16 protein-coding genes are annotated in these 22,915 nt (G+C 63.1%); 15 read left to right on the forward strand and 1 reads right to left on the reverse strand.

The genetic code is table 11. The annotated features are described in order from the left end of the window. Positions 1 to 6: 6 nt before the first annotated feature. Genes MJP36_RS19805 through MJP36_RS19845 form a run of 9 tightly spaced genes read left to right on the forward strand, consistent with a single transcriptional unit; the run spans position 7 to position 12,147 of the window. Complete coding sequence (locus tag MJP36_RS19805) at positions 7 to 891, forward strand: TatD family hydrolase (RefSeq protein ID WP_090371887.1); 885 nt, start codon at positions 7 to 9, stop codon at positions 889 to 891. Then, the gene (gene eboE, locus MJP36_RS19810) at positions 888 to 2,108 is read left to right on the forward strand and encodes a metabolite traffic protein EboE (RefSeq protein ID WP_244383834.1); all 1,221 of its coding nucleotides are present in this window, start codon (positions 888 to 890) and stop codon (positions 2,106 to 2,108) included. Before MJP36_RS19805 ends, eboE begins: the two co-directional genes overlap by 4 nt. Next, entirely contained in the window at positions 2,098 to 3,543 is a 1,446-nt protein-coding gene (locus MJP36_RS19815) for an alkaline phosphatase family protein (RefSeq protein WP_090371891.1), read from the forward strand. The genes eboE and MJP36_RS19815 overlap by 11 nt, the downstream gene beginning before the upstream one ends. After that, complete coding sequence (locus MJP36_RS19820; RefSeq protein WP_244383835.1) at positions 3,513 to 4,652, forward strand: hypothetical protein; 1,140 nt, start codon at positions 3,513 to 3,515, stop codon at positions 4,650 to 4,652. Before MJP36_RS19815 ends, MJP36_RS19820 begins: the two co-directional genes overlap by 31 nt. Positions 4,653 to 4,662: 10 nt before the next feature. Next, entirely contained in the window at positions 4,663 to 7,026 is a 2,364-nt protein-coding gene (locus tag MJP36_RS19825; protein ID WP_244383836.1) for a hypothetical protein, read from the forward strand. Positions 7,027 to 7,086: 60 nt separating this feature from the next. Continuing rightward, positions 7,087 to 8,004, forward strand: coding sequence for a hypothetical protein (locus MJP36_RS19830; RefSeq protein WP_244383837.1), 918 nt, complete (start codon positions 7,087 to 7,089; stop codon positions 8,002 to 8,004). Positions 8,005 to 8,023: 19 nt separating this feature from the next. Next, a complete protein-coding gene (locus MJP36_RS19835; RefSeq protein WP_244383838.1) occupies positions 8,024 to 9,274 on the forward strand; it encodes a hypothetical protein in 1,251 nt (416 codons plus the stop codon). 3 nt (positions 9,275 to 9,277) lie between these two features. After that, positions 9,278 to 11,101, forward strand: a complete 1,824-nt coding sequence (locus tag MJP36_RS19840) for a hypothetical protein (protein WP_244383839.1) — start codon at positions 9,278 to 9,280, stop codon at positions 11,099 to 11,101. After that, a complete protein-coding gene (locus MJP36_RS19845; RefSeq protein ID WP_244383840.1) occupies positions 11,098 to 12,147 on the forward strand; it encodes a hypothetical protein in 1,050 nt (349 codons plus the stop codon). Before MJP36_RS19840 ends, MJP36_RS19845 begins: the two co-directional genes overlap by 4 nt. A 52-nt stretch (positions 12,148 to 12,199) precedes the next feature. On the opposite strand, the gene MJP36_RS19850 is transcribed toward MJP36_RS19845, so the two are convergent. Then, complete coding sequence (locus MJP36_RS19850) at positions 12,200 to 14,362, reverse strand: TonB-dependent receptor (protein ID WP_244383841.1); 2,163 nt, start codon at positions 14,360 to 14,362, stop codon at positions 12,200 to 12,202. Positions 14,363 to 14,528: 166 nt separating this feature from the next. Between MJP36_RS19850 and MJP36_RS19855 the strand changes: the two genes are divergently transcribed. From MJP36_RS19855 to MJP36_RS19880, 6 genes are all read left to right on the forward strand, one after another. Further along, positions 14,529 to 15,044: a sigma-70 family RNA polymerase sigma factor gene (locus tag MJP36_RS19855; protein ID WP_060755438.1), complete on the forward strand. Its 516-nt coding sequence runs from the start codon at positions 14,529 to 14,531 to the stop codon at positions 15,042 to 15,044. After that, positions 15,045 to 16,022, forward strand: coding sequence for a FecR domain-containing protein (locus tag MJP36_RS19860; RefSeq protein ID WP_060755439.1), 978 nt, complete (start codon positions 15,045 to 15,047; stop codon positions 16,020 to 16,022). A 30-nt stretch (positions 16,023 to 16,052) separates the two neighbouring features. Continuing rightward, positions 16,053 to 18,416, forward strand: coding sequence for a TonB-dependent receptor (locus MJP36_RS19865; protein ID WP_244383842.1), 2,364 nt, complete (start codon positions 16,053 to 16,055; stop codon positions 18,414 to 18,416). A gap of 174 nt (positions 18,417 to 18,590) precedes the next feature. Then, positions 18,591 to 19,043 (forward strand): (2Fe-2S)-binding protein, encoded by a 453-nt coding sequence (locus MJP36_RS19870; protein ID WP_060755441.1) that lies wholly within the window; start codon positions 18,591 to 18,593, stop codon positions 19,041 to 19,043. Continuing rightward, positions 19,043 to 21,280 carry a xanthine dehydrogenase family protein molybdopterin-binding subunit gene (locus tag MJP36_RS19875; RefSeq protein WP_244383843.1) on the forward strand — a complete coding sequence of 746 codons (2,238 nt, stop codon included), beginning with the start codon at positions 19,043 to 19,045 and terminating at the stop codon, positions 21,278 to 21,280. Before MJP36_RS19870 ends, MJP36_RS19875 begins: the two co-directional genes overlap by 1 nt. A gap of 16 nt (positions 21,281 to 21,296) precedes the next feature. Then, on the forward strand, positions 21,297 to 22,628 hold the full coding sequence (locus tag MJP36_RS19880; protein WP_244383844.1) for a c-type cytochrome: 1,332 nt from the start codon (positions 21,297 to 21,299) through the stop codon (positions 22,626 to 22,628). Positions 22,629 to 22,915 lie beyond the last annotated feature (287 nt).

Raw genomic sequence — 22,915 nt, forward strand, 5'->3', positions numbered from 1 at the left:
TTCACTATGCCCACCTACTTCGATCCGCATATCCATATGGTCAGCCGCACCACCGACGACTACCAGAACATGGCCGCCGCCGGGATTACCGGGGTGATCGAGCCGGCGTTCTGGCAGGGCCAGGCACGCACCAGCGTCGGCAGTTTCATCGACTACTTCGACACCTTGCTCGGCTGGGAACGCTTTCGCGCCAGCATGTTCGGCATCCATCATTTCTGCACCATTGGCCTGAACCCCAAGGAGGCCAATGACCTGTCGGTGGCCAATGAGGTGCTGGAGATATTGCCGCGTTACCTGGTGAAAGACGGTGTGGTGGCCGTCGGTGAAATCGGCTACGACGACATCACCCCCGAAGAGGACCGTTTTCTCGCCGCGCAACTGGAGCTGGCCAGGCAGTTCAACCTGCCGGTGCTGGTGCACACGCCCCACCGCGACAAGATCGGCGGCACCAAGCGCACCCTGGCGGTGATCCGCGAAGTGGGGATTGCCGAGCACCTGGTGATCATCGACCACCTCAACGAACTGACCTTGCCCCTGGTGCTCGACAGCGACTGCTGGCGCGGCCATTCCATCTACCCCAACACCAAGATGTCGGAGCAGCGCATGGTCGCCCTGCTCCAGGAATACGGCACGGAAAAAATGGTGGTCAACAGTGCCGCTGACTGGGGCATCAGCGACCCGCTGAAGGTGCCCAAGACCGGCCAGGCGATGTTGGCGGCGGGCTTCAGCCAGGCGCAGGTCGAACAGGTGCTGTTCCATAACCCGGTGGATTTCTTCGCGCAGAGCGGCCAGCTGGACAAGGCCCTGGTCAGCACACCGCTGCCCATCGACCAGCGCAAGCAATGGCAGGACAACTCGGCCCTGCGCGGCCAGGAGCCGGTGGTCAAATGAGCGACATCGGCGGTTGGACGGCCACTCAGGTCGGTTATTGCAGCAATGTGCACCCGACCCGCGACCTGGCCGGGCTCAGGGCCTCGATCGCCGAACATTTCCGAGGCGTGCGCAACCTGCGCGGGTTGGACGTGCAGGACAGTGGTTTGTGGATCTGCGCTCACGCGGCCCGGCAGTTGCAGCAACCCGCGGCGCGCCAGGAATTCCTGGCGTTGCTGCAAAGCAGTGGGTTGCGCCTGACCTCCTTGAATGGCTTCCCCTATGGCGAGTTCCATCAGGGCGCGGTGAAAGCCGAGGTCTACCTGCCCAGTTGGGCCGACCCGCAGCGGTTGGCCTACAGCCTCGACCTGGCGTACCTGCTGGCCCAGGCGTTACCGCCGGATTGCCGCCAAGGGGTGATATCCACGGTGCCGCTGGGCTATGCCGCCACCTGGAGCGCGGTGCTGCAGGCGCGTGCCGACGAGCACCTCAGCCAACTCACCGCCGCACTCGCCCAATTGCACCAGGACAGCGGCAAGAAAATTGTGTTCTGCCTGGAGATGGAGCCGGACTGCGTGCTGGAAAACACCGAGCAGGCCATTGCGTTTTTCCAGCGACGGCAGGCGATGGACCCGAACCATGCCTACCTGGCCCTGTGTTTCGACGTGTGCCACCAGGCCGTCATGTTCGAGGATTGTTACCAGTCCCTGGATCGGCTACGCCAGGCGGGCGTACCGGTGGGCAAGGTCCAGCTGTCCAACGCGATGATCTGCCGCCTGCCGCCGCCGCATGATCCGCGACGCGAACACGTGCTCGACACCCTGGGCCGCTTTGCCGAAGCCACCTACCTGCACCAGGTGAAGGCTCTCGACCCACAGGGTCGACGCGTGGCCTGGGCGGACTTGCCCGCAGCCCTGGCGCAGTGCAGTGAGTTTCGCGAGCTGCGCGTTCACTTCCATATCCCGCTGTTCAGCGAACGGCTGCTGCTGCCCGAACTCAGCGGCAGCCAGGAGGCGCTGGCGCAGACCTTCGACTACCTGTCCGACCACGTCGAGTTTCACCCGGTATTGGAGGTCGAGACCTACAGCTGGGGCGTGCTGCCCGCTCAACTGCGCCCCACCACCACCCTGGCCCAGCTCGAAGGCATCGTCGCCGAACTGCACTGGGTCGAGGACCAGTTGCGCCAGCGCGGCCTGTTGCACGCCTATAGCCGGGAGGCCTACGCCGATGCTTTCTGAGCAACCGCTGCTGCTGATCAACGTGGTAGGGCTGACGCCTGCGCTGCTCGGTGAGGCGACACCGCACATCAACCGGTTGCTCAAGACCGCCCAGTTGGCTCACTTGCAACCGGTATTCCCCGCCGTGACCTCGACGGTGCAGGCGTCCATCCTCACCGGCGCGCCGCCGTCGCAGCATGGCATCGTCGGCAATGGCTGGTACTTTCGCGACCAGGCCGAGGTGCGTTTCTGGCTGCAACCCAATGGGCTGATCCAGGGGGAAAAGGTCTGGCACACGCTCCAACGCGAAATCCCGGGGTTTCGCTGCAGCCAGTTGTTCTGGTGGTTCAACATGTATGCCGACGTGGACGCCGCCATCACCCCGCGCCCGCACTACCCGGCCGATGGGCGCAAACAGTTCGGCCTGTATTCGTCGCCACCCGGGCTGCATGAGCAGATCGAGCAGCAGATCGGCGAGTTCCCGTTCCCAGGGTTCTGGGGGCCGGCGGCGGGCATTGCCTCGAGCCGCTGGATCGTTGATTGCGCCATCACCGAATTCCAGATCAACCGGCCACATCTGCAACTGATCTACCTGCCCCACCTGGATTACAGCCTGCAACGCGTGGGGCCTGAGCATCCGTCGATCGCCGCCGAAGTTCGCGCCATCGACAGTCAGGTCGGGCGCCTGCTGGATTTTGCCCAGGCCCAGGGCGCCGCCGTGATGCTGCTCTCGGAATATGGAATCGATGCGGTCGAGCAATCGGTGTCGATCAACCGCATCCTGCGCAACGAAGGTCTGTTGCAGGTGCGCCAGTCCCTGGGCTGGGAACTGCTCGACCCTGGCGCCAGCCCGGCGTTTGCGGTGGCGGACCATCAAATTGCACATATCTACGTCAAACGCGCCCAGGACATTCCTCGGGTCAAGGCCCTGCTGCAGCGCCAGCCCGGCATCGAACAGGTGCTGGATAAGGCCGAGCAACACGCCTGGCAGCTCGACCATCCGCGCAGCGGCGAACTGGTGGCCGTGGCCGCCAGCGGGTGCTGGTTCGATTACTACTACTGGCTGGACGAGCGCAAAGCACCGGACTTCGCGCGTACCGTGGACATTCACCGCAAGCCCGGCTACGACCCGGTGGAGCTGTTTGTCGACCCGGCCATTCGCTTTCCCACGCTGAAAGTGGCGCGGCGCCTGCTGCAAAAAAAACTCGGCTTTCGCTACTACATGGACCTGATCCCGCTGGACACCTCACTGGTGCGTGGCAGCCATGGTCGCCTTCCGAGCAACGCGCAGAACGGCCCGCTGCTGATCACCGATTGCGCACTGTCGTTACCGCCACGGTTGGCGGCGACGGCCGTGAAGCAACTGCTCCTGGAACATTTCCTGGGGCGCCCACAGACCGAACCGGCCACAGCCAAGGAGCTTCCATGCGGCGAGCCTTATCTATCACAGTCCTGAGTGCACTGGCCGGGTTGGCCCATGCCCAAGACACCAACCCCTTCGACTGCACGAACTTTTTGCAGTATGGAGGCAACCTCGATCAGACCCGGGCCACCTTCGTGCAAAGCCCCGAGACCCTGGCCTGGAACTGGTTTGCCTGCCTGAATCAGCCGGCCGCTGCACAGAGCCCGAATGTGGTGTGGGAAACCTTGAAACCCTCCGACCAGGTCTACCTGCCCAATGGCGCCCAGCCCCAACCCTACAACCAGAGCGCGGCGCCGCCTGCCGCCGTACTGACCCAGGCCCAGGCGATGGGTATGAACCCGAATCGCACCTTCCACAACCTCAACGCCACCCAGCAGGTGGACGGGCTGATCCTGGAAATGGGCGGCCAGGTACCCGCCGCCGAACAAGGCCAGGCGGTGCGCTTCCAACTGCTGATGGGCGAGGACACCTTCAATTACATCGTGCAGCAGAAGGTCTACAACGTGAATGGCCAGGCCGCGCTGACCAGCGACCTTGATTTTCCCGCCACTGCCTGGGAGCTCAAAGCCGCCTGGCTGTGGATCGGCAACGACCAAAGTTACCAGCAGCAACTGGCCAGTGACGGCTACTACATCGCCCAGGCCTACTACCAGCAAGGCACGCAATATGTGGTGGGGTATGCCGCGCTGAGCGGCCTGCATGTGATCAACAAACTCAATCCCGACTGGGTGTGGACCACCTTCGAAAACCGCAATAACGGCAAGTACACCGTGACCAACGCAATCCCGCCCACGCCGATGACCAACAGCACCGGGCCGACCCCGGCGGCGCAACCGGTCAACAGCACATTCCAGGCCCAGTACCCGGCACTGGCGCAGTATGAGTTGATCGGCGTGCAGTCCAAGACCACCCCGACCTTGCTCGCCAACTCCCAGTTGGAATCAGCGTTCCAGAGCCAGTCGTCGTGTTTCGCCTGCCATGGCACCGCCGCGTATTCGCCCAAGCAGGGCTACTTCAATTTCGCCCTGAACAAAGACGGCGGCATCGTCTACCCCACCGCCCCGCTACCGGACACCGACTTTGTTGGTTACCACAAACTGGATTTTGTCTGGTCGCTCAAACGCGCCCAGTGGCAACGTTAAGGAGCCTGACATGAGCGTATTGAATTTCCCGCGCATCTACCTCGGCGGCCATATGTTCTGGAACCCGCCGACCGCCAACAACAATGACATGTTCCCGCTCTACGACGCGGTGAAGATGCAGATGAACTGGCGGTTCCTGAAAGACTTCGACATCACGCCATGGAACGCTGCCAGCACTCTGCTGCCCTGGACCATAACGCCGCTGCCGCCGGCCCAGGTGCCCGCCTACGTCATGCAGGTGCCGGGCAATGCCGCGAATTTGGCCGCGCCGACCATCCCCGGCGAATGGAACCTGTTCGGCGACAACGCCTGCGGCACCGTGAGCTACAACCAGACGCAGTCGGTGATCACTGGCGGCGAGCTGCCGGGGGGTGGCTACGTGAGCCAGGACCCGCTGATCAACCAGAGCTTTCAGTTGCTCGGCAACTCGTTCGGCGGTGCGCCGAACTCACCGGCGCGCTTCGTCGATGTGAGCCCTTGGCAGAACACCTTCACCGCGCTGTACTTCGACAGCCTGGTGTTGGGCAATGCCCAATGTGGCCTGACGCTCAAGCGCGAGCACCGCATGCTCGACCGCTTTCTCAACTTCAACTGGGCCAACCTCGGCGGCCTGGCCTACGTCACCACCACCTGGCAAACCTGCTTCCCGAAAGAAAACCTGTCCTGGGTGCTCGGCAATTCAGCGTTGCTGCAAAACCTGCAAACCCAGATGCAACAGCAAAATGCCAAGGGGTTGATGTTCCGCTTTTCCACCTACCTGACCTGCTACGACAAGAACGGCATCCTCAACAACTACCCACCGATCGATACCCATGACGCCACGCCCGAGGCCCAGGCTAAAGTGCAGGCCATGTATCAACAGGGCCTGGACAACGTCGGCGATATTTTCTTCAACCCGGCCTACAGCCGTACGGTGGGCACCCTGGGCCTGTGGTTCGATGACGAATTTCCCACTGCCCCCGCCGGGCGGCGCCTGGTACCCGCCCAGCCGGTGCCGATCTACAAAACCTCACCGAGCGATGCCACCTCGGCGCAGCTCGGCGTGATCTCGGCCCAGGCCCATGGCAATACCTTGTCTCTGGACCTGGGCAACACCTTCCCGTTTTATCCCCTGGAGCCCAAGACCGACATCCCCGTCGCAGCCAAATACCAGGCCGGCGACTATCAAGTGGGCGTGCGCCAGGGCACGCAATTCACCCCCATCGCCAGCTTCGGCTACGACGATTACCAACAGGCGCAATTCGACAAGCGCTCGGGCATCCTCGACCTGCCGTTGACGGTCGATGCACAAAGCCTGTTGCAGACCGGTAGCCTGGAACTGCAACAACCCGGCACCACGGCCATCATCGCCGCGACCCAGCAACTGTGGACCGCCGAAGTGGTGCAGAGCGCCAGCTTCATCGATGTGGGAGACACCAAGACGCTGCAGATCATGGTGCAATTCGACGGCCAGCCGGCACCGGCCGGTACCACGCTGTGGGTTGCGCAATACAACAACGCCTACATGCTGTGCACCACCGATTACTACCTGGCATTCAGTAATGATGCGGACTTCACGCTGTTCAACAACGACCCGCAGAACCCCATCAACAACAGCCCCAACCTGCCGCAATTCATTGGGACGATACCGCTGGCCGGCCAGATCACCGAAGGCACCGGCCGCCAGCTGATGGCGACGCGCCTCGCCGTGTCCGACGATCAGACCGAGCCTTTGACCTACCGGCAATTTCTGCCGACACCGGCTTCGGTTGCCTTGAGCCCGTGTCTCACCTTTGCCAACCCGATCTCCATGCAAGGCACGCTCAAGGACCCCCTCAGCAACACCGTGCAATACAGCCTGGCCAAGGTGCAGACCGACGCCAACGGTATCGCCAACCTGACCGTCACGGCCCAGGCACCGGGGTTTCCCACGCTGCGCTTCTTTGTGCAGGAAGGTCAGCAGGCACCGACCATCCCCTTCAGCTTCCCCCTCAACCAAGCCTACACCGACTTCCTCGCGCCGTTGCGCGTGCTGCCGCTGGAACCCCAGTTGCAACAGGACTTCGTCAATGCGTGGAACCTGATTTACCAGCGCGAAGATGCCGGCCAGATCATCTGGGAGACCTTCATCTACCCCTTCATCCTGCAACCTTTCTATTACCTGTACCCGATCATGAGCAAGTACATGCCGCTCAACTCCCTGACGCGCATTGAAGGCGCCGTGGACCAGTTGATTGTGCTGATCAGCAAGCCGTACCAAGAAGAAAGCACCCTGGCGATGCCGATCACCCGCGACATGCCGCAAAGCCGTCGCGCGGTGCTGGAGCTGTGGGCACAAGCCCTGGTCAAGCGCAATTACCCTCCCATACCGCTCAGCATGAGCGACTACCACTGAACCACTGACGGAACCACCGGGTGACACCTGCGTCACCCGGCACAACACAGGAGTGTGATGATGAATACCCGCCTCTTGAACCGGCTGTTGCTGCTGCTAACGCTGCTCAGCCCCGGCGCGTTTGCCGACGACGCTGCCGTGTACTTCACCAACGGCGTGCACAACACCGAAGGGTGCAATGAACAAAACGGCAACTGCATCGCCAAACGGCTTCCCGGCGAGCCGTCCGACCCGTTCTTCCCGGCGCAATGGATCAGCGAGTGGACGATGTACCGGGTGATGCACAACTACGAGAAAAACCCACCGCCCTACAGTACCCCGCCCTCGACCCTGCAACCTTCGGACTACACGGTATCCAAGGGCACCAGCTATTACGACACCACCTACATCCCGGCAGACGGCGACGGCTTCGGCGCGATGATGGAGCACTACGAGAAGTACTGCCTGCCGATCTTTCCGATCAAGAACAACAATTACAGCTGCTCCTTCGTGTCCCTGGGCAATAAGGCGTACTTCCTCACGTACCCGCAGGACCGCCCGAAAGACATGCCGGCCTGCTGCATGTTCTCGCCGATGAACCACCCGCCGCGCCAGGACTTCGTGCAGCACCTGCCCTACAGCGTCGAACGCAGCCAACACCTCAATGGCAGCGTGCAGGCTTACGCCCTGGACTTGCAGTCGCCGTCGGGGCCGATTCTGTTCGGCTATGCCTTCAACAAGCAGCTGACGGGCAAGCCGCCTTACCGACTGCCGCAATCGTTTTTCTTCTCGGGGGACACCAGCGTCGCCAACGCGCCCATCGTCAGCCAGAACTACACCCACTTTCGCATCGCCAAGCCCGACCCGGCCGAGACCTGGAATCAAGTGGCCGCCATGTGCCCGTCGAACCCGCCGCCTTGCCAGTTGTTCGAGCCACCGGCAGCCCAGAGCAATGGGCATAAGGCGCAGTGGAACCAGCTCATGCAGCGCAAGCCCTGACCTTCAAGGATGAACCGCCATGAAAATGCTACTGAGTGTGATGTTACTCGGGCTGGCCAGCCTGTCGGCCCAGGCCCGGGAAGCTCCCCAGCCGTCGGCACAAGCGACCCAGCTCAATTGCCGGCCGCCGACCAGCGCACCGGCAGCCGACGCCGGGCAAGGACCGTTCGATAACTACAGTTGGCAGTTGTTTATCGCCTTGAACTGGCCGGCACAAAACGGGCAGCGCGGCCAGCCCGACTGCAGCAAAACACCGGGCGCTGCCGGTTACACCGTGTGGCAGACCTACAAGACGGTCGAAGAAATATTCCTGCCACAGGCCGCCAACCCGGGGCCGTGGAACACCCCGCTACTCGCCAAAAGCCTGGGCATCATCAATATTGCCGCATTGAAAAACAGCTCGCAGGTCAACTCGGTTGACCAGGCGGTCGGCGGTTGGCTGATCGACCAGGCCGGTAACCCGACCTTTTACGACATTTCGGCCAACGAGATCTCCTACAACTACATTGTCAGCAATACCTTCTACAACGCCAATGTGGTGTCCAAGGCGAAAAACATCGCTTTCCCCAATGGCGTCATCGAGGTCAAGTCCAGCTGGCGCATCCTCACCCCCCACGACAACGCCAGCCGCTATCTGACGATGCTCGCCCGTGTGCCCACATTCGACAGCCAGGGCCAGCGTACCGGTGTGACCGAAGCCTACCTGGGGCTGGTAGGCCTGCATGTCATCACCAAGGCGGCCGGCTATCCGCAGTGGATCTGGTCAACCTTCGAGCAGGTCGACAACCTGCCGTCTGCGCAGAGTAGTAACGGCACCTACAGCTACTTCAACCCAGACGCCAAAACCACCAACCAGTCGCCCTGCGACTGGCAAACCCACGGCACCCAGCTGGTCTGCGTGCCCAAACCGGGCATGACATTCCAAACCCCCAACCCGCTCAGCCGCGTGACCCCGATTGCCGACATCACCCAGGCCGTCAACACGACCTACCGCGCCAACACCGGGCTGCAAAACAGCCCGTTGAAGTACTACCAGCTCATCACCACCCAGCGCCCGACCACACCGAACGACCCCGGCAACCCCTTGGGTGACCCGACCCCGGCACTGTCGGCCAACGTGACCATGGAGAGCTATATCCAGCAAAACAGCAGTTGCATGAATTGCCACTCCATGGCGACGCCGGTGAAGAGCCGCTACAAGTCCGACTTCTCCTACCTGTTCAAATTCGCCAACGCGCCGGGCAATCCATCGCCCAAGGACAAGGAATAGACCATGAGCATCCTCAACGGACCCCGACTGAATTTCTGGGGCGGCATCCGCACGGACGTCAGCCTGCCGAACAACTCCCCGACCCTGCCGCAGAACTCGGACGCCAACTGGCCGCTGTTTGACCTGACCACCTCCACCCTGGCCCCCGAGGCCGAGCTGTATAGCGACGAGCAACTGAACAACATGATCAATACGCCCAACGGCAATTACTACACCGCCGGCGGCTGGAACCACTACGGGCAACATGTGGTGAGCATGAAGAACGCGCTGATCAGTTCCCAAGGCAGCCCGGGCAATGTCGGCACCAGCGGCGACCAGGTCGGCCAGCCGGTCTACCTGCTGGGCTCCATAGACCCGGTGACCCAACAAGGACCGATTTCCGGCCCGATGATGGTGGACCTGGACCCCACGGCCTCGACCACCACCCAGATCTTCGTCGGCGGCCTGCAGATCGGCAACAACGACAACATCCAACTGTTGATTCACGCCAATGCGGTGTGCAGCAGCCTGGATGTGAAAAAACGCGTGCTGGAACCGCCCAGCATGGATGCACCGGGCTCCTTTCGGTTCAGCGGCACCTTTCAACTGACTTTCCCGTTGAGCAGTATCGTCAGTTGGAACCAGAACAGCAGCGGCCTGCGCGCGATCATCCAGGCGCCGGGGGCCACCGGGATCGTGCTGCGCTTCGTGATGTTCGAAATGTGCCCGCAGATGACCACCGCGCAATTGGTCGACGACTACGCCAACGGCCGGGATACGCCGAACCCGAGCATCGGCCGGGTCATCGGCACCCTGGCCCCGGCATTTGCCGGCGAACCCCTCGATTGCCAGCCGGGCCGGCAACTGATCAACCAGGACACCAGGAACACGGGCTACGCGCAGTTGGCCAATGCGGCGCTGTTGAGCCTCGATATGGTCAATGTGATCCCCAAACAGACTTTCCGCGCCGTCAGGGACGACATCACCAGCCCCATCGGGCCTAACGCCAATTACGGCCCGGTCACGCTGACCGCCGGCACCACCCCCCTGATCACCCTCGACCCCAGCGCCAGCCCGCTGGTCAATTACTACGTGTACGGCGGTATCGTCGATGTGCCGTTGAACACCAGCCAGCAGCAGGCGGTAAAGACCAGCGCCCTGGCCATCAAGGCGCCGAACCGGGTGGCCGAGACCTCACTGAACGCCATCGAGTCGGTGTACCGGGTGTATGCCGACCAGCGCAATGTGTACCTGGAGGACTACCCCAAGGGTTTGTCGATTACCCTGTATGTCAGCTACCTGGGCGGCGCGGTGCCCAACACCACCCGGATCGACCTGACGCCCGGCGCACCGGCGGTCTACGACGCCCCGCAATACTGGGATTTCCTCAACGTGCCCGCCAGCGTGACGCTGGAAGCCGGCCAGCCCAGCGTCCGCTTCCCCGTCACGCTCAAACCCGGCAGTGCCGCCCAGGCGGGTTTCGTCGCCCTGGCCTATAGCGTCAATGGCCATCCCAGCGGCGCCTACTTCACCAACCTGCGCAAATACGCGCAGACCGATTTCGGCATTCCCAAGGGCACCACGATCACCTGGGCAATGATGTATCCCAAGGTCCTGCGTTTTCACTACCTGGCCTTCCCTGCCATGTCGCGCTACGTCGCGTTGAATCAGCCTGACGCAGTCATGGGCGCCAAAGATGCCATCCTCGCGCGCACCTCGGACGTGTACAAAGGCACCACACTGTTCATGCCGGTGGTTCGCTCGATGTCGCCCTGCCAGCGGGCGCTGCTGCGGGCGTACCTCACCGGTGAACCGTGGCAGCCGCCGCAGACGGAGCATCAGTCATGACCCTTCTTATACCTGCGCAGCCCGGCGAAAACCTGCGCCCCAGCACATTGATCGCCGAAGGCTTGCTCAACCCCCGCGGCCTGTGCCTGCAAGCCGATGGCAGCCTGTTGCTGGCCGAAGCCGGCTCCGGCTTGCCGGACCAGCCGTTCAGCGGTCGTATCAGCCGCCTGCGACCCGATCCCCATCAGCCCGGCGCCTACCTGCCTGGCGAGGTATTGGCCCAAGGGTTTCGCGCCATGAATATGCAGGCGCGCATGCTGCGCGATGAGATCATGGGCCTGTCGGACATCGCCTGCGGTGGCGGGCGCTGTCTGGCCAGCCAGACCGATTACGTTGGCGGCTCCAAACTGCTGGACCTGCAATACAGCCCGCCTGAGCCGGTATTCCACAGCCGGGGCAACCTGAATGCGCTGTGCTATCACCCCACCCGCAAGAGTTGGCTGGCGGTCAAGCCCGATACCAACCAACTGGTGGAGTTCAGCAGCGGTGCGGACGAGCGCGTGCTGGTGCAATTGCCCGATCTGGCGCAAGGCCAGGACGCCGTGCCCGTCACCCTGGTGTACGAAGCCCAGACCGATGCGGTGCTGATCAGCCTGTTTTCCGGTGAACTGCACGCTGATCCTGCGCGCAAAGGCATCGACTTCGCTGACCGCGCCGGCCAAGTGATTCGGGTAGACCCATCGAGTGGGCGTATCGACGTGGTGGTTCACGGCCTGCAACTGCCTACCGGCCTGGCACTCTGCCCGGATGGGCAACTACTGGTGCTGGAACTCTGCAGCCACCTGCAACAGCCCTTGCCACCGGACTGGAGTGGCGCACCTTTGCATGGCGGGTTTACCCGTTTCAGCGGGCGGCTGCTGCGATGCGGCTTGAAGACCGGGCAGGTAGAAGTGCTGGCCCGCGGGCTGGATACACCGTCCAATGTATGCCGAGTGGACGGTGCGGTATTGGTGAGTGAAGGGATGGGGTTGACGGGGCGAGCGCTGCCTTCGCCCGACCACAGGAGCGTACCGCTGAGCGGCAGGCTGCGGCGGGTGCTGCTCTGAGTGATCAGGCGGGAGAGCGTTGCAGGACGCTCCCCCGCCGTTTGGCACGTGCTTAGAAATCCACCGTGGCCGACAGTTGCAAGGTGCGCGGGTAGCCTGGCGAAAAAGCCCCATACGACGCAACGCCCGACCAATACTCACGATCAAACACGTTCTGCACCGTTGCGCGGAACGTTGTCGGGCGGCCCTCGATCTTCGTCGCATAGCGTGCACCGGCATCGACGCGCGTCCAGGAACCCAGCACCTGGGTGTTGGCCTGGTTGACGTATTGACGGTCGGTGTAGATCGCCCCGCCGGTCAGGGTAAAGCCCTCCAGCCACGGCGTATCCCATTCACCCCACAGGTTGGCCTGGATGTCCGGTACGCCGACCGGTTTATTGCCACGGTTGGCGGCAGTGGCCGACTGGGTCAGCTCACCATCGAGCAACGTCACACCGCCCATCAAGCGCGTGCCGGGGGCCACTTCGCCGAACACACTCAACTCGACACCCCGGTTGCGCTGTTCGGCCTGCACCGAATACACGCCGTCAGCGCCTACCTCACCGCCGGGCTTCTCAATCTGGAACAGCGCCACGGTGGTCATGAAGGTGCCGTACTCATATTTCACACCCAACTCATGCTGCTTGGACGTATACGGCGCAAAGGCTTCCCCGGCGTTCACCGCCGTGCCCGGCGCGATATCGCCTTTGCTCAGGCCCTCCACATAGTTGTAGTAGAGCGAAACATCCTCCCAGGGCTTGACCACCACCCCCACCAGCGGCGTCGTCGCGTTGTCTTTGTAGCGCGAACTGACGACGCCCGTGGCCGCGTAGTTACGCGACTCGATATCCTGGCGGCGCACGCCCAGGGTCAACTGAATACGGTCGTCCAGCACGCCGAGGGTGTCGCTCAATGCGAGGCCGGACAACTCCGATTCGGAAATGCGCAGCACCTTGGGGCTGTTGATGGACTGCTTCGGCGCGTCCACCGGGTGATAAATGTTGGAAAGGATCGGCGTGCCATTGTTGATGCCACGGGACAACTCATCCTGATAACGAGTCGCCATCAACGTGGTGATATGGCTCACCGGGCCTGTGACAAAGTTGCCCCGCAGGCCAATATCAGCCGTCGAACGATCGACATTGAATTTGTAGTAACCGGGTGTATTGCGGGTGTCACCGGCGTCATTGAGGATCTGTGGCACTTGGTCGGACATGCGTTTCACATCCGACCGGCCGCCGCCCGCATGGGCGAACACGGTCAGTGAGTCGTTCAAGTCATATTCGCCGCCGAGCAGTGCCGACTGCTCTTGGGTGTCCGACCAGCCCCATTTCTGCGGCAGGCTGGTACGCCCATTGGCGGCCGACGGCACCTGCACGCCAGCGGCAATGGTGAACGGTCGCGATGCGCCGTCGAAGCTTTCTTTCTGGCTGATGTAGTCGAGGTTCAGGCGCAACCGTTCGCCGCGGTAATCCAGGGCAATCGCCCCGACCCCCACGTCGCGACTCTGGTTGTCGACCGCCGTGTCCCCACCCTGGAGGCTGCCGTTGAAACGCACGCCGAACTGGTTTTCGTCACCAAAGCGGCGGCTGATATCCAGGTGCCCCCCTACTTGGGAGTCCGAGGCGTAGCTACCGGTGAAACGGGTCAAGTCTTGGTCCAGCGGGCGCTTGGGCACGATATTGATCACCCCGCCGACACCGCTGTTGGGCGAAATGCCGTACATCAGCGCACCCGGCCCCTTGAGCACCTCGATGCGCTCGGCATAGTCGGTGAAGGCTCGGTAATTGGGCGCCACGCCGTACACACCGTCGTAGGCCAACTCGCCCAGGTTGCCCTCACCGACGGCAAACCCACGAATGAAAAACGAATCGACGATGCCTCCTGTCTGCCCGGTGGAGCGCACCGACGGGTCGCGCTCCAGGGCATCGGCCACCGTCACGGTTTGCAGGTCGGACATGGTCTTGGCGGTGTAACTGGTCACGCTGAATGGTGTGTCCATCACGTCCTTGTTACCCAGCATACCCAGGCGAGCACCACGGGCCACCTGGCCGCCGGCAAGCACGTCGGGCAAGTCGCCAGGGCCGTTGTAACGGGCGTTGACGTTGGTTGCGTCAAGGGTCAGGGGCTGCGTGCCGTCAGCCGGTTCCGGGGTGGCGGCCCAGGCGTGGGGGCTTGAGACGGCCAGGATCAAGGCGCTACGAATGGCGAGTGTTAACCGGCGAGTAACGGGCATGACATCGGGGTCCTTTCAACGAGAGGCAATGGGAATTACGCCTATTGCCAGTCGACTCGCGAAAAAGTATCAGCCTCCTGAATATTTTTTGACCTCATGGGCGTTGCGCGATCAAGGCTTTGCCCTTTAGCATTGGGAATACTTCTCAATTGCACGAATGCGCGCCATGAGCGAAACCTGTTCCGACGATCACAACCACCACCTGCGCGCGATCGAGGCGCTTTACAGCGGGCACCACGGCTGGTTGTACGCCACTCTGAAAAGAAAACTCGGGAATGCCATGGATGCGGCGGATCTGGCCCAGGACACCTTCACTCGCATCCTCGCCTCCCAAGTCACTGTCATCGAGCGGCCACGGGCTTACTTGAGCTGCGTGGCCAAGGGCATCCTGGTCAATTGGTACCAGCGCAAGGCATTGGAACGCGCCTACCTGGATGCGCTCGCCCATGCGCCGCAGCACGAGGCGCCTTCGCCGGAATCGCACTTTCTGGTGCTGGAGACCCTGCATGAAATCGATGCGATGCTCGACGCGCTGCCGCCCATGGTCAAACGTGCTTTCCTGCTGTCGCAGATCAACGGCCTCAAATACCACGACATCGCCGTGCAACTGGACGTGTCGCTGATCACCGTCAAGCGCTACATGAAACAAGCCTTCCTGCAATGCCTGACGTGGGTCGAATGAATGCCCACAGTGCGTAGAGAGCCACCGCTGGCAGCCGAAACCCTCGAAGAAGCCGCCGAGTGGCTGATGCGCCTGAGCGAGAACGACCTGAACGACAGCGAGCGTGCCGACTGGGAACGCTGGAAGGTCAGTACGCCGGAGCGTGCCCGCGCCTGGGCGCGGGCACAATGGCTGCAGAGTACGCTGGGCGGCCTGCCGCCGTCCCTGGCGATGTCGGCACTGGATCGGCCAAGCCACCCGGAACGGCGCGCGGCCCTGGGCAAACTGGCCTTGTTACTGGCAATGATGCCCGTGGGCTGGGGCGGCTGGAAGCTGGCCCAATCCCAGCAGTGGACAGCGGACTACCGTACCGCCGTGGGCCAACGCCGCGAACTGACCCTGGCCGATGGCTCGCGCATCACCCTCAATACCGACACGGCCATCGATGTGCGGTTCGACCACCAGCAGCGCCTGGTCTATTTGCGCGAGGGCGAGATCCTGGTGCAGACCGCAACGGATACAGCCGCCCTTCCCCGGCCGTTTCTGGTCAATACCCGCCAAGGCCGCATGCGTGCCCTGGGCACGCGCTTTACCGTGCGTGAACGGGGTCCGCGCACCCAGTTGGTGGTGCTCGAAGGCGCGGTGCAGGTCGCGTTGGCCGAGAACCGTCAGACGTCACCGCTGGTCGTCAATGCCGGGCAACGCACCGCCTTCTCTGCACAGACCTTCGACGCGCCGAGCCTGGCCGATCGCAACGCCGATACCTGGACCCAGGGCATGCTGATGGCCGACAAGATGCGCCTGGCAGATTTTGTCGCCGAACTGGCACGCTACCGCCGAGGCTTCGTGCGCTGCGATCCGGCGATTGCCGACCTGCGCATTTCCGGCGCCTTCCCCATCAGCGACACCCAGCGCACCTTGAACATGCTGGTGCACACCTACCCGGTGCGTGCGGCCGACCATTTGAGCGGCTATTGGGTCACCCTTGCCCCCGCCTGACCCGGCGCACCGATAATAAGGGGCCTCTTCATGCTCGTCATTCGCAGCACGCTGCTCAGCCTGGCGCTAGCCGGCGCGGCCCTGGCAGCCACCCCACCACCGTTGGATTCGCTCAGCCCACGCACCTACCGGATTGCCCCTGGACCACTGGGCCCCACGCTGTCGGGTTTCGCCATGGACGCCGGTATTGCCCTGTCGTTCCTGCCGGCCTTGACCGAAGGGCGCACCAGCCCCGGCCTGTCCGGGACTTATTCGGCCCAGCAAGCCGTCACGCGTTTGCTGGCCGGCAGTGGCCTGGAGATGGTGCCGCGCGACGACAGCAGTTATACCCTGATGCTGCGCCAGGTCATTCTGTCCGCCACCACGGTCAACGGCGTTACACCCCGTACCGAGAGTTTGCCGCAGCCCTACTCGGGCGGCCAGGCCGCCGCCGGCGGGCGCCTGGGTATGCTGGGCAATACGGATGTGATGGACGCGCCCTTCAGCCTCAGCACCTACACCGCGTCGCTGATCCAGGACCAGCAGGCAGTGACGGTAGGCGATGTGCTGGAACGAGACTCATCGGTGCGCTCCACCGGCCAGGCGGGCGGGATTGTCGATTCGTTCTTCATACGCGGCTTTCCTGTCGGGGAAGGCAACCTCGGTGAGCTGGCGTTCGACGGCGTGTACGGCGTGGCTGCCAACTATCGGGTCTTCACCGACTACGCCGAGCGTGTCGAAGTGGTCAAAGGCCCGGGCGCCCTGCTCTACGGCATCTCGCCGAACAGCGCTGTCGGCGGGGTGATCAACGTGGTGCCCAAACGCTCGCTGGATGAGGACCTGACCCGTTACACCGCCAGTTACGCACAAGATGCGCACGTCGCGAATCGGATCGATATCAGCCGACGCTTCGGCGACGAACGCCGCTTCGGTGTGCGCTTCAATGGCGGCGTGCAACAAGGCGATACACGCGTCGACGCGCAATCGCGTGCAGTCGACATCGGTGCCCTGTCCCTCGATTACCAGGGTGACCGCTTGCGTACCAGCCTGGACCTGATCGCCCAACAGGAACAATTCGACGCCGCTTCCCGACCGTTCCTGATCGCCCCAGGTATAAAAATTCCCGACGCCGCCAATGGGCGTACCAACGTGAGCCAGGACTGGGGCTGGTCGAAAACCCGGGATAAATCCGCCCTGTTCAGCACAGAATACGACCTGAGCGACACACTCACCGTATTCACCCATGCCGGTGGCGGCCAATCGGGCGTGGCACGCCTGTCCGATCAGACACCCACAATCATCAATACCGCCGGCGACACCTCATCGACCCCTGGCTATTACCGTTTCGAGGTCCGGCGGTACACAGTGGATGGCGGTGCACGCCTGCACTTCGATACCGGCCCGATCAGCCACAGCACCACCGTGCAGGTCAGTCGTTATCGCGACGAGCTGTCGCGCGGGATCAATTCCGGTACGCCGATCCTGTCCAACCTCTACCATCCCGTCGACCGCCCTGAGCCATCGATTGCCAAGCCGGACGCCCTGAAGGTCTCCACTTCCGAACTGTCCGGCGTCGCCATTGCCGATAACCTGTCGCTGCTGGAGCAACGTGTGCAAATGACCGTCGGCCTGCGCCAGCAGCACATCCAGTCGCATAACTACACTGCGAACGGCGCGGTGGCCACGCCCTACGACGCAGGCAAGACCACACCGCTGTTCGGCGCGGTGGTCAAGCCGTGGGAGCATGTGTCGCTCTATTACAACTACGTCGAAGGTCTGAGCAAGGGTGACATCGCCCCCGCCAACGCCTCGAACGCCGGTGAGGTCTTTACGCCTTACGTTTCGAGGCAGCACGAACTCGGCTTGAAACTCGACTACGGCACCTTCATGTCGACCCTGGCGCTGTTCCAGATTTCCAAGCCCAGTGGCGAATTAGCCAACGGGAGATTTTCAGTACAGGGTGAACAACGCAATCGTGGCCTGGAGTTGAGCCTGCTGGGCGAAGTCGCCCAAGGCGTGCGCCTGCTCGGCGGTATTACGTTGCTGGATGCGCAATTGACCCGAACCGGCGTTGCCGCCGACCTGGGCAATACCCCGGTGGGTGCACCCAAGGTGCAGGCCAACCTCTGGACCGAATGGGATGTGCCCTGGGCAGAAGGGCTGACGCTGACCGGCGGCACGCTCTACACCGCCAGCCAATACGTCAACCAGGACAACACCCAGCAACTGGCCCCCTGGACCCGCATCGATGCCGGCGCGCGATACAGCACGCGCATCGCCGAACGTCCGACCACATTCCGTGCCTCGGTGCAAAACCTGTTCGACCACCGTTATTGGTCCGGCGTAGCTTCCTACGGTGCCTTCTCCCAAGGCGCGCCGCGCACCCTCGTGCTATCAGCCACCGTCGATTTCTGAAACCCGTACGCTCACCCAATCCTCTCGAATACTTGCCTGATCCTCTGAACTTGCCGACTAGCGGATAGATCCCTCTTGCGCGCTGGTCTAGAGTTCGACGATGGGCGACTTGTTGTCGCACCACTCCTATAAGAAATCAGCACCACCAACCGATGATCAGCAGGTGACCCAGCCATGGAATTACGTATAAACCAAAAGGCCTATCAGGTTGAGGCCGACGCCGACACGCCCTTGTTGTGGGTTATCCGCGATGACCTGGGGCTGACCGGCACTAAATACGGTTGCGGCCTGGCCCAGTGTGGTGCCTGTTCGGTGCTGGTGGACGGCAACGTGGTGCGCTCCTGCGTGACGCCGGTGGCCGGCGTGGTGGGACGGGAGATCACCACCATCGAGGCCGTTGAAAACGATGACGTAGGCAAGCGCGTGGTCGCGGCCTGGGTCGAACATCAGGTGGCGCAGTGTGGTTACTGCCAGTCCGGGCAGGTAATGGCAGCCACGGCGCTGCTCAAGCACACCCCAGCGCCCACGCCGGCGCAGATCGACGCGGCGATGGTCAACCTGTGCCGCTGCGGCACCTATAACGCGATTCATACCGCCATGCAGGACCTGGCGAAGGAGGTCGTCTGATGAATACCTCCGACAAAAACCTCGACCTGCCCCTGGGCGATCCGGTCAACCTGTCCCGCCGTCGCTTCCTTGCCGGCACCGCCGTGGGCGCGCTGGTCATTGGCTTTGGCCTGCCGCTGAGTTCGCCCAGGGCATTGGCAGCCACAGCCAACGCCGCAGAACGGGGTACCCAGGTGCCGGCGTTCCTGGAAATCCGCCCGGACGGCAGCATTCACCTGCGCAGCCCATTCATGGAAGGCGGCCAAGGCACCCACACCGCCATGGCGCAGATTGTCGGCGAAGAGCTGGATGCCGACCCCGCCACCTTTATCGTCGAGGCTGCCCCGCCCGGTGAAGCCTATGTGGTGATGGAAAACGGCATGCGCATCACCGGCGGCAGTATGTCGGTGCGGATGAGCTACCCGACCATGCGCCGCCTCGGCGCCCTGGCCCGCGCCATGCTGCTGCAGGCCGGTGCCGAACAGCTCGGCGTGCCCGTGGCCCAATTGACCACGCAACCCGGCCGCGTCGTGCATACCGCCTCCGGCCGCTCGGTGGGTTATGGCGAACTGGCCGGTCGCGCGCTGGACATGCCGGTGCCCGATCCGGCAACGATCACCCTGCGTGATCCAAGCCAGTTCCGCTGGATCGGCAAGCCGGTCAAACGCCTGGATGCCTACGACAAGTCCACCGGCAAGGCGCAATACAGCATCGACCTCAAGGTCGACAACATGCTCCACGCCGCCGTGCAACATGCGCCGCGCCTGGGCATGACCGTCGGCAGCCTGCGCAACCAGGCGCAGGTCGAAGCCATGAAGGGGGTGCACTCGGTCCATCAACTGCCCGGCGCAGTGGCCGTGGTTGCCGAACGCTGGTGGCATGCCAAGCGTGCCGTCGAGGCGATCCAGGTGGACTGGCTGGAAGCGCAGGCCGACTCGCCGCTGCGGGTCATGCCTGCGAATTTTTCCAGCGACAAGCACCGTGACTTCCTTGCCGCCCAACAGGGGCCAGCCCGTGACGACGAAAAGGAAGGCGATGTAGCCGGTACGCTGGCGAATGCCAAAACCAAGGTCGAAGCCACCTACCACAACCAATACCTGAACCACGCCCAACTGGAGCCACCGTCGGCCCTGGCACGCTTCAACCCCGACGGCACGCTGGAGGTCTGGCTGCCCAACCAGGCGCCGGACATGTTCCGCGGCGATATCGCCAAGCGCACCGGGCTCGACCCCGCGAAGATCACCCTGCACTCGCCGTTGCTCGGTGGTTTTTTCGGCCGGCACTTCCTGTATGACTCGGCCAACCCGTATCCGCAGGCCATTGCCTTGGCCAAGGCAGTCGGTCGCCCGGTCAAGTTGATCTGGAGCCGTGAAGAAGAGTTCCTGCGTGATGTGCTGCGCCCGGTCGCCGTGGTCAAGTTCCGCGCTGCGCTGGACGACAAGGGCCTGCCGGTCGCCCTCGAGGCGGTCAGCGCCACCGAAGGCCCGACCGAAGCCCTTGCCGGCAAACAGGGCGATAAAATCGACCCCACGGCCCTTGAAGGGCTGTCGGGCAAAGCCTACGCGATCCCGAACAAACGCATCGCACAGATCTACGTCAAAGGCGCGCCCATGCTCGGCTACTGGCGTTCGGTGGGCAATTCGCTCAACGACTTCTTCTACGAGGCGTTCCTTGATGAACTGGCCGACAAAGGCGGCCACGACCCCTACGAGTTGCGCCTGCACCTGTTGCGCGACAACAAACGGCTGACCACCCTGCTGCAAGCGGCGGCGGAACTGTCCGGCGGCTGGAAGCGCGGGCCGTACACCGCGGAAGATGGCAGCCGACGCGCCCGCGGCATCGCCATGGCCTCGCCGTTCGGCTCCCAGGCGGCGGTAGTCGCCGAAGTGTCGATTGAAAATGGCCAGGTCAAGGTGCATCACATCTGGGAAGCGATCGACCCGGGCAGCATCGTCAACCCGGCGATTGTCGAGGCGCAGGTGCATGGCGCCGTGGCGTTGGGCTTGTCGCAGACCTTGGTGGAAGAGTCGGTGTGGGTAGACGGCAAGCCCCGGGCGCGCAATTACGACCTGTACCCGATCCTGCCGCCTTCACGCATGGCGCAGGTGCACGTGAAGATCGTCGAGAGTGGCGAAAAAATGGGCGGTATCGGTGAACCGCCGCTGCCTGCAGTGGCGCCCGCCGTGGCCAATGCGGTGGCGCATCTGACCGGCCAGCGCATCCGCAGCCTGCCATTGAGCCGATATACGTTCGCCTAACCGACAGGAACCGCCCATGAACAACCCACGATTCGCAAGAACCGCAGGCTGGCTGGTGCTGGCCGGCCTGGTCGCGGCCGGCGCGCTGGCCTGGTATGTCACACGCCAGCCCGCCACGCCTTTCGAGCAGGAACAGACCTTTGACCCGGGCCTGGTCAGCCGCGGCGAGTATGTCGCCCGCGTCAGTGACTGCGTGGCCTGCCACAGCCTGCCGGGCAAGGCACCGTTCGCCGGTGGCCTGGAGATGGCCACGCCGTTGGGGGCGATTCATGCCACCAACATCACGCCCGACAAGGGCGCCGGTATCGGCGCCTACACCCTGGCCGACTTTGACCGTGCGGTGCGCCACGGCGTGGCACCCGGCGGGCGACGGCTTTACCCGGCCATGCCCTACCCGTCCTACGTCAAGCTCAGCGATGACGACATGCGTGCGCTGTACGCGTTTTTCATGAAGGGCGTGCAGCCTTCCAACCAGCCCAATATCCCCAGTGATATTCCCTGGCCGTTGAATATGCGCTGGCCCATTGCACTCTGGAACGGCCTGTTTGCCCCCAGCGCCCCGTACGCGGCCAAACCCGGCCAGGATGCGCAATGGAATCGCGGCGCCTATATCGTCCAGGGGCCCGGCCACTGCGGCAGTTGCCACACACCACGCGGCCTGGCCTTCAATGAAAAAGCCCTGGATGAGTCCGGCACCCCGTTCCTCGCCGGTGCCCTGCTCGACGGCTGGTATGCACCCAGCCTGCGCCAGGACCCCAACACCGGGTTGGGCCGCTGGAGCGAGCCTGAGATCGTGCAGTTCCTCAAGACCGGTCGCAACCGGCATGCCGTGGTATATGGCTCGATGACCGAGGCGTTCAATAACTCCACCCAGTTCATGAACGACGAGGACCTGGCAGCCATCGCCCATTACCTCAAGTCACTGCCCGGCGACCCGCAGCGTGACGGCACGCCCTGGCAATACCAGAACGCCGCCGTCGACACCCGCCCCGGCGCCCACACCTACGCCACCCGCTGCGCTTCCTGCCACGGCGCGGACGGCAAGGGCCAGCCCGAGTGGATGCCGCCCCTGGCCGGTGCTACCTCGGCGTTGGCAACGGAAAGTGCCTCAGCGATCAACATCACCCTCAACGGCTCACAACGGGTCGTGACCGCCGGCATGCCGGACGCGTACCGCATGCCGGCGTTTCGTGAGCAGTTGTCGGACGCAGAAATCGCCGAAGTGCTGAGTTACGTGCGTAGTACCTGGGGCAATCATGGCGGCGCGATTGAAGCATCAGCGGTGAACAAGCTGCGCGGACACACCGATCCGGCCAGCAGCAGCCCGATCATCCTCCACATGCGCTGACCACTGTAGTGAGCGGGCTTGCCCCGCGCTGGGCGGCGCAGCCGCCCTAAAACCAGACACCTCGGTCTCTCTGAAACACCGCAGCGTCCTTGTTGGGGCGGCTACGCCCCCCAGCGCGGGGCAAGCCCGCTCACTACAAAGTCAGCTAGCGCATTAGAGGCGCCTTCCGATAGTTCCCGATTTATCCTGTTTTTGACGTTTTTTTCTCATTCCCGGCTCTACATTGCCGCGCCTCAATATGAAAATGATTCCTATTGGTTTAGTCTCGACCGATTTCTCGCGTATCT

The organism is Pseudomonas palleroniana (assembly GCF_022836895.1).
Classification (GTDB): Bacteria; Pseudomonadota; Gammaproteobacteria; order Pseudomonadales; family Pseudomonadaceae; genus Aquipseudomonas; species Aquipseudomonas palleroniana.

Excerpts from the sequence above, each read along its gene's own strand:
- MJP36_RS19805 (WP_090371887.1), top strand. The coding sequence starts at position 7 with ATGCCCACCTACTTCGATCCGCATATCCATATGGTCAGCCGCACCACC.
- eboE (WP_244383834.1), top strand. The coding sequence starts at position 888 with ATGAGCGACATCGGCGGTTGGACGGCCACTCAGGTCGGTTATTGCAGC.
- MJP36_RS19815 (WP_090371891.1), top strand. The coding sequence starts at position 2,098 with ATGCTTTCTGAGCAACCGCTGCTGCTGATCAACGTGGTAGGGCTGACG.
- MJP36_RS19820 (WP_244383835.1), top strand. The coding sequence starts at position 3,513 with ATGCGGCGAGCCTTATCTATCACAGTCCTGAGTGCACTGGCCGGGTTG.
- MJP36_RS19825 (WP_244383836.1), top strand. The coding sequence starts at position 4,663 with ATGAGCGTATTGAATTTCCCGCGCATCTACCTCGGCGGCCATATGTTC.
- MJP36_RS19830 (WP_244383837.1), top strand. The coding sequence starts at position 7,087 with ATGAATACCCGCCTCTTGAACCGGCTGTTGCTGCTGCTAACGCTGCTC.
- MJP36_RS19835 (WP_244383838.1), top strand. The coding sequence starts at position 8,024 with ATGAAAATGCTACTGAGTGTGATGTTACTCGGGCTGGCCAGCCTGTCG.
- MJP36_RS19840 (WP_244383839.1), top strand. The coding sequence starts at position 9,278 with ATGAGCATCCTCAACGGACCCCGACTGAATTTCTGGGGCGGCATCCGC.
- MJP36_RS19845 (WP_244383840.1), top strand. The coding sequence starts at position 11,098 with ATGACCCTTCTTATACCTGCGCAGCCCGGCGAAAACCTGCGCCCCAGC.
- MJP36_RS19850 (WP_244383841.1), bottom strand. The coding sequence starts at position 14,362 with ATGCCCGTTACTCGCCGGTTAACACTCGCCATTCGTAGCGCCTTGATC.
- MJP36_RS19855 (WP_060755438.1), top strand. The coding sequence starts at position 14,529 with ATGAGCGAAACCTGTTCCGACGATCACAACCACCACCTGCGCGCGATC.
- MJP36_RS19860 (WP_060755439.1), top strand. The coding sequence starts at position 15,045 with ATGCCCACAGTGCGTAGAGAGCCACCGCTGGCAGCCGAAACCCTCGAA.
- MJP36_RS19865 (WP_244383842.1), top strand. The coding sequence starts at position 16,053 with ATGCTCGTCATTCGCAGCACGCTGCTCAGCCTGGCGCTAGCCGGCGCG.
- MJP36_RS19870 (WP_060755441.1), top strand. The coding sequence starts at position 18,591 with ATGGAATTACGTATAAACCAAAAGGCCTATCAGGTTGAGGCCGACGCC.
- MJP36_RS19875 (WP_244383843.1), top strand. The coding sequence starts at position 19,043 with ATGAATACCTCCGACAAAAACCTCGACCTGCCCCTGGGCGATCCGGTC.
- MJP36_RS19880 (WP_244383844.1), top strand. The coding sequence starts at position 21,297 with ATGAACAACCCACGATTCGCAAGAACCGCAGGCTGGCTGGTGCTGGCC.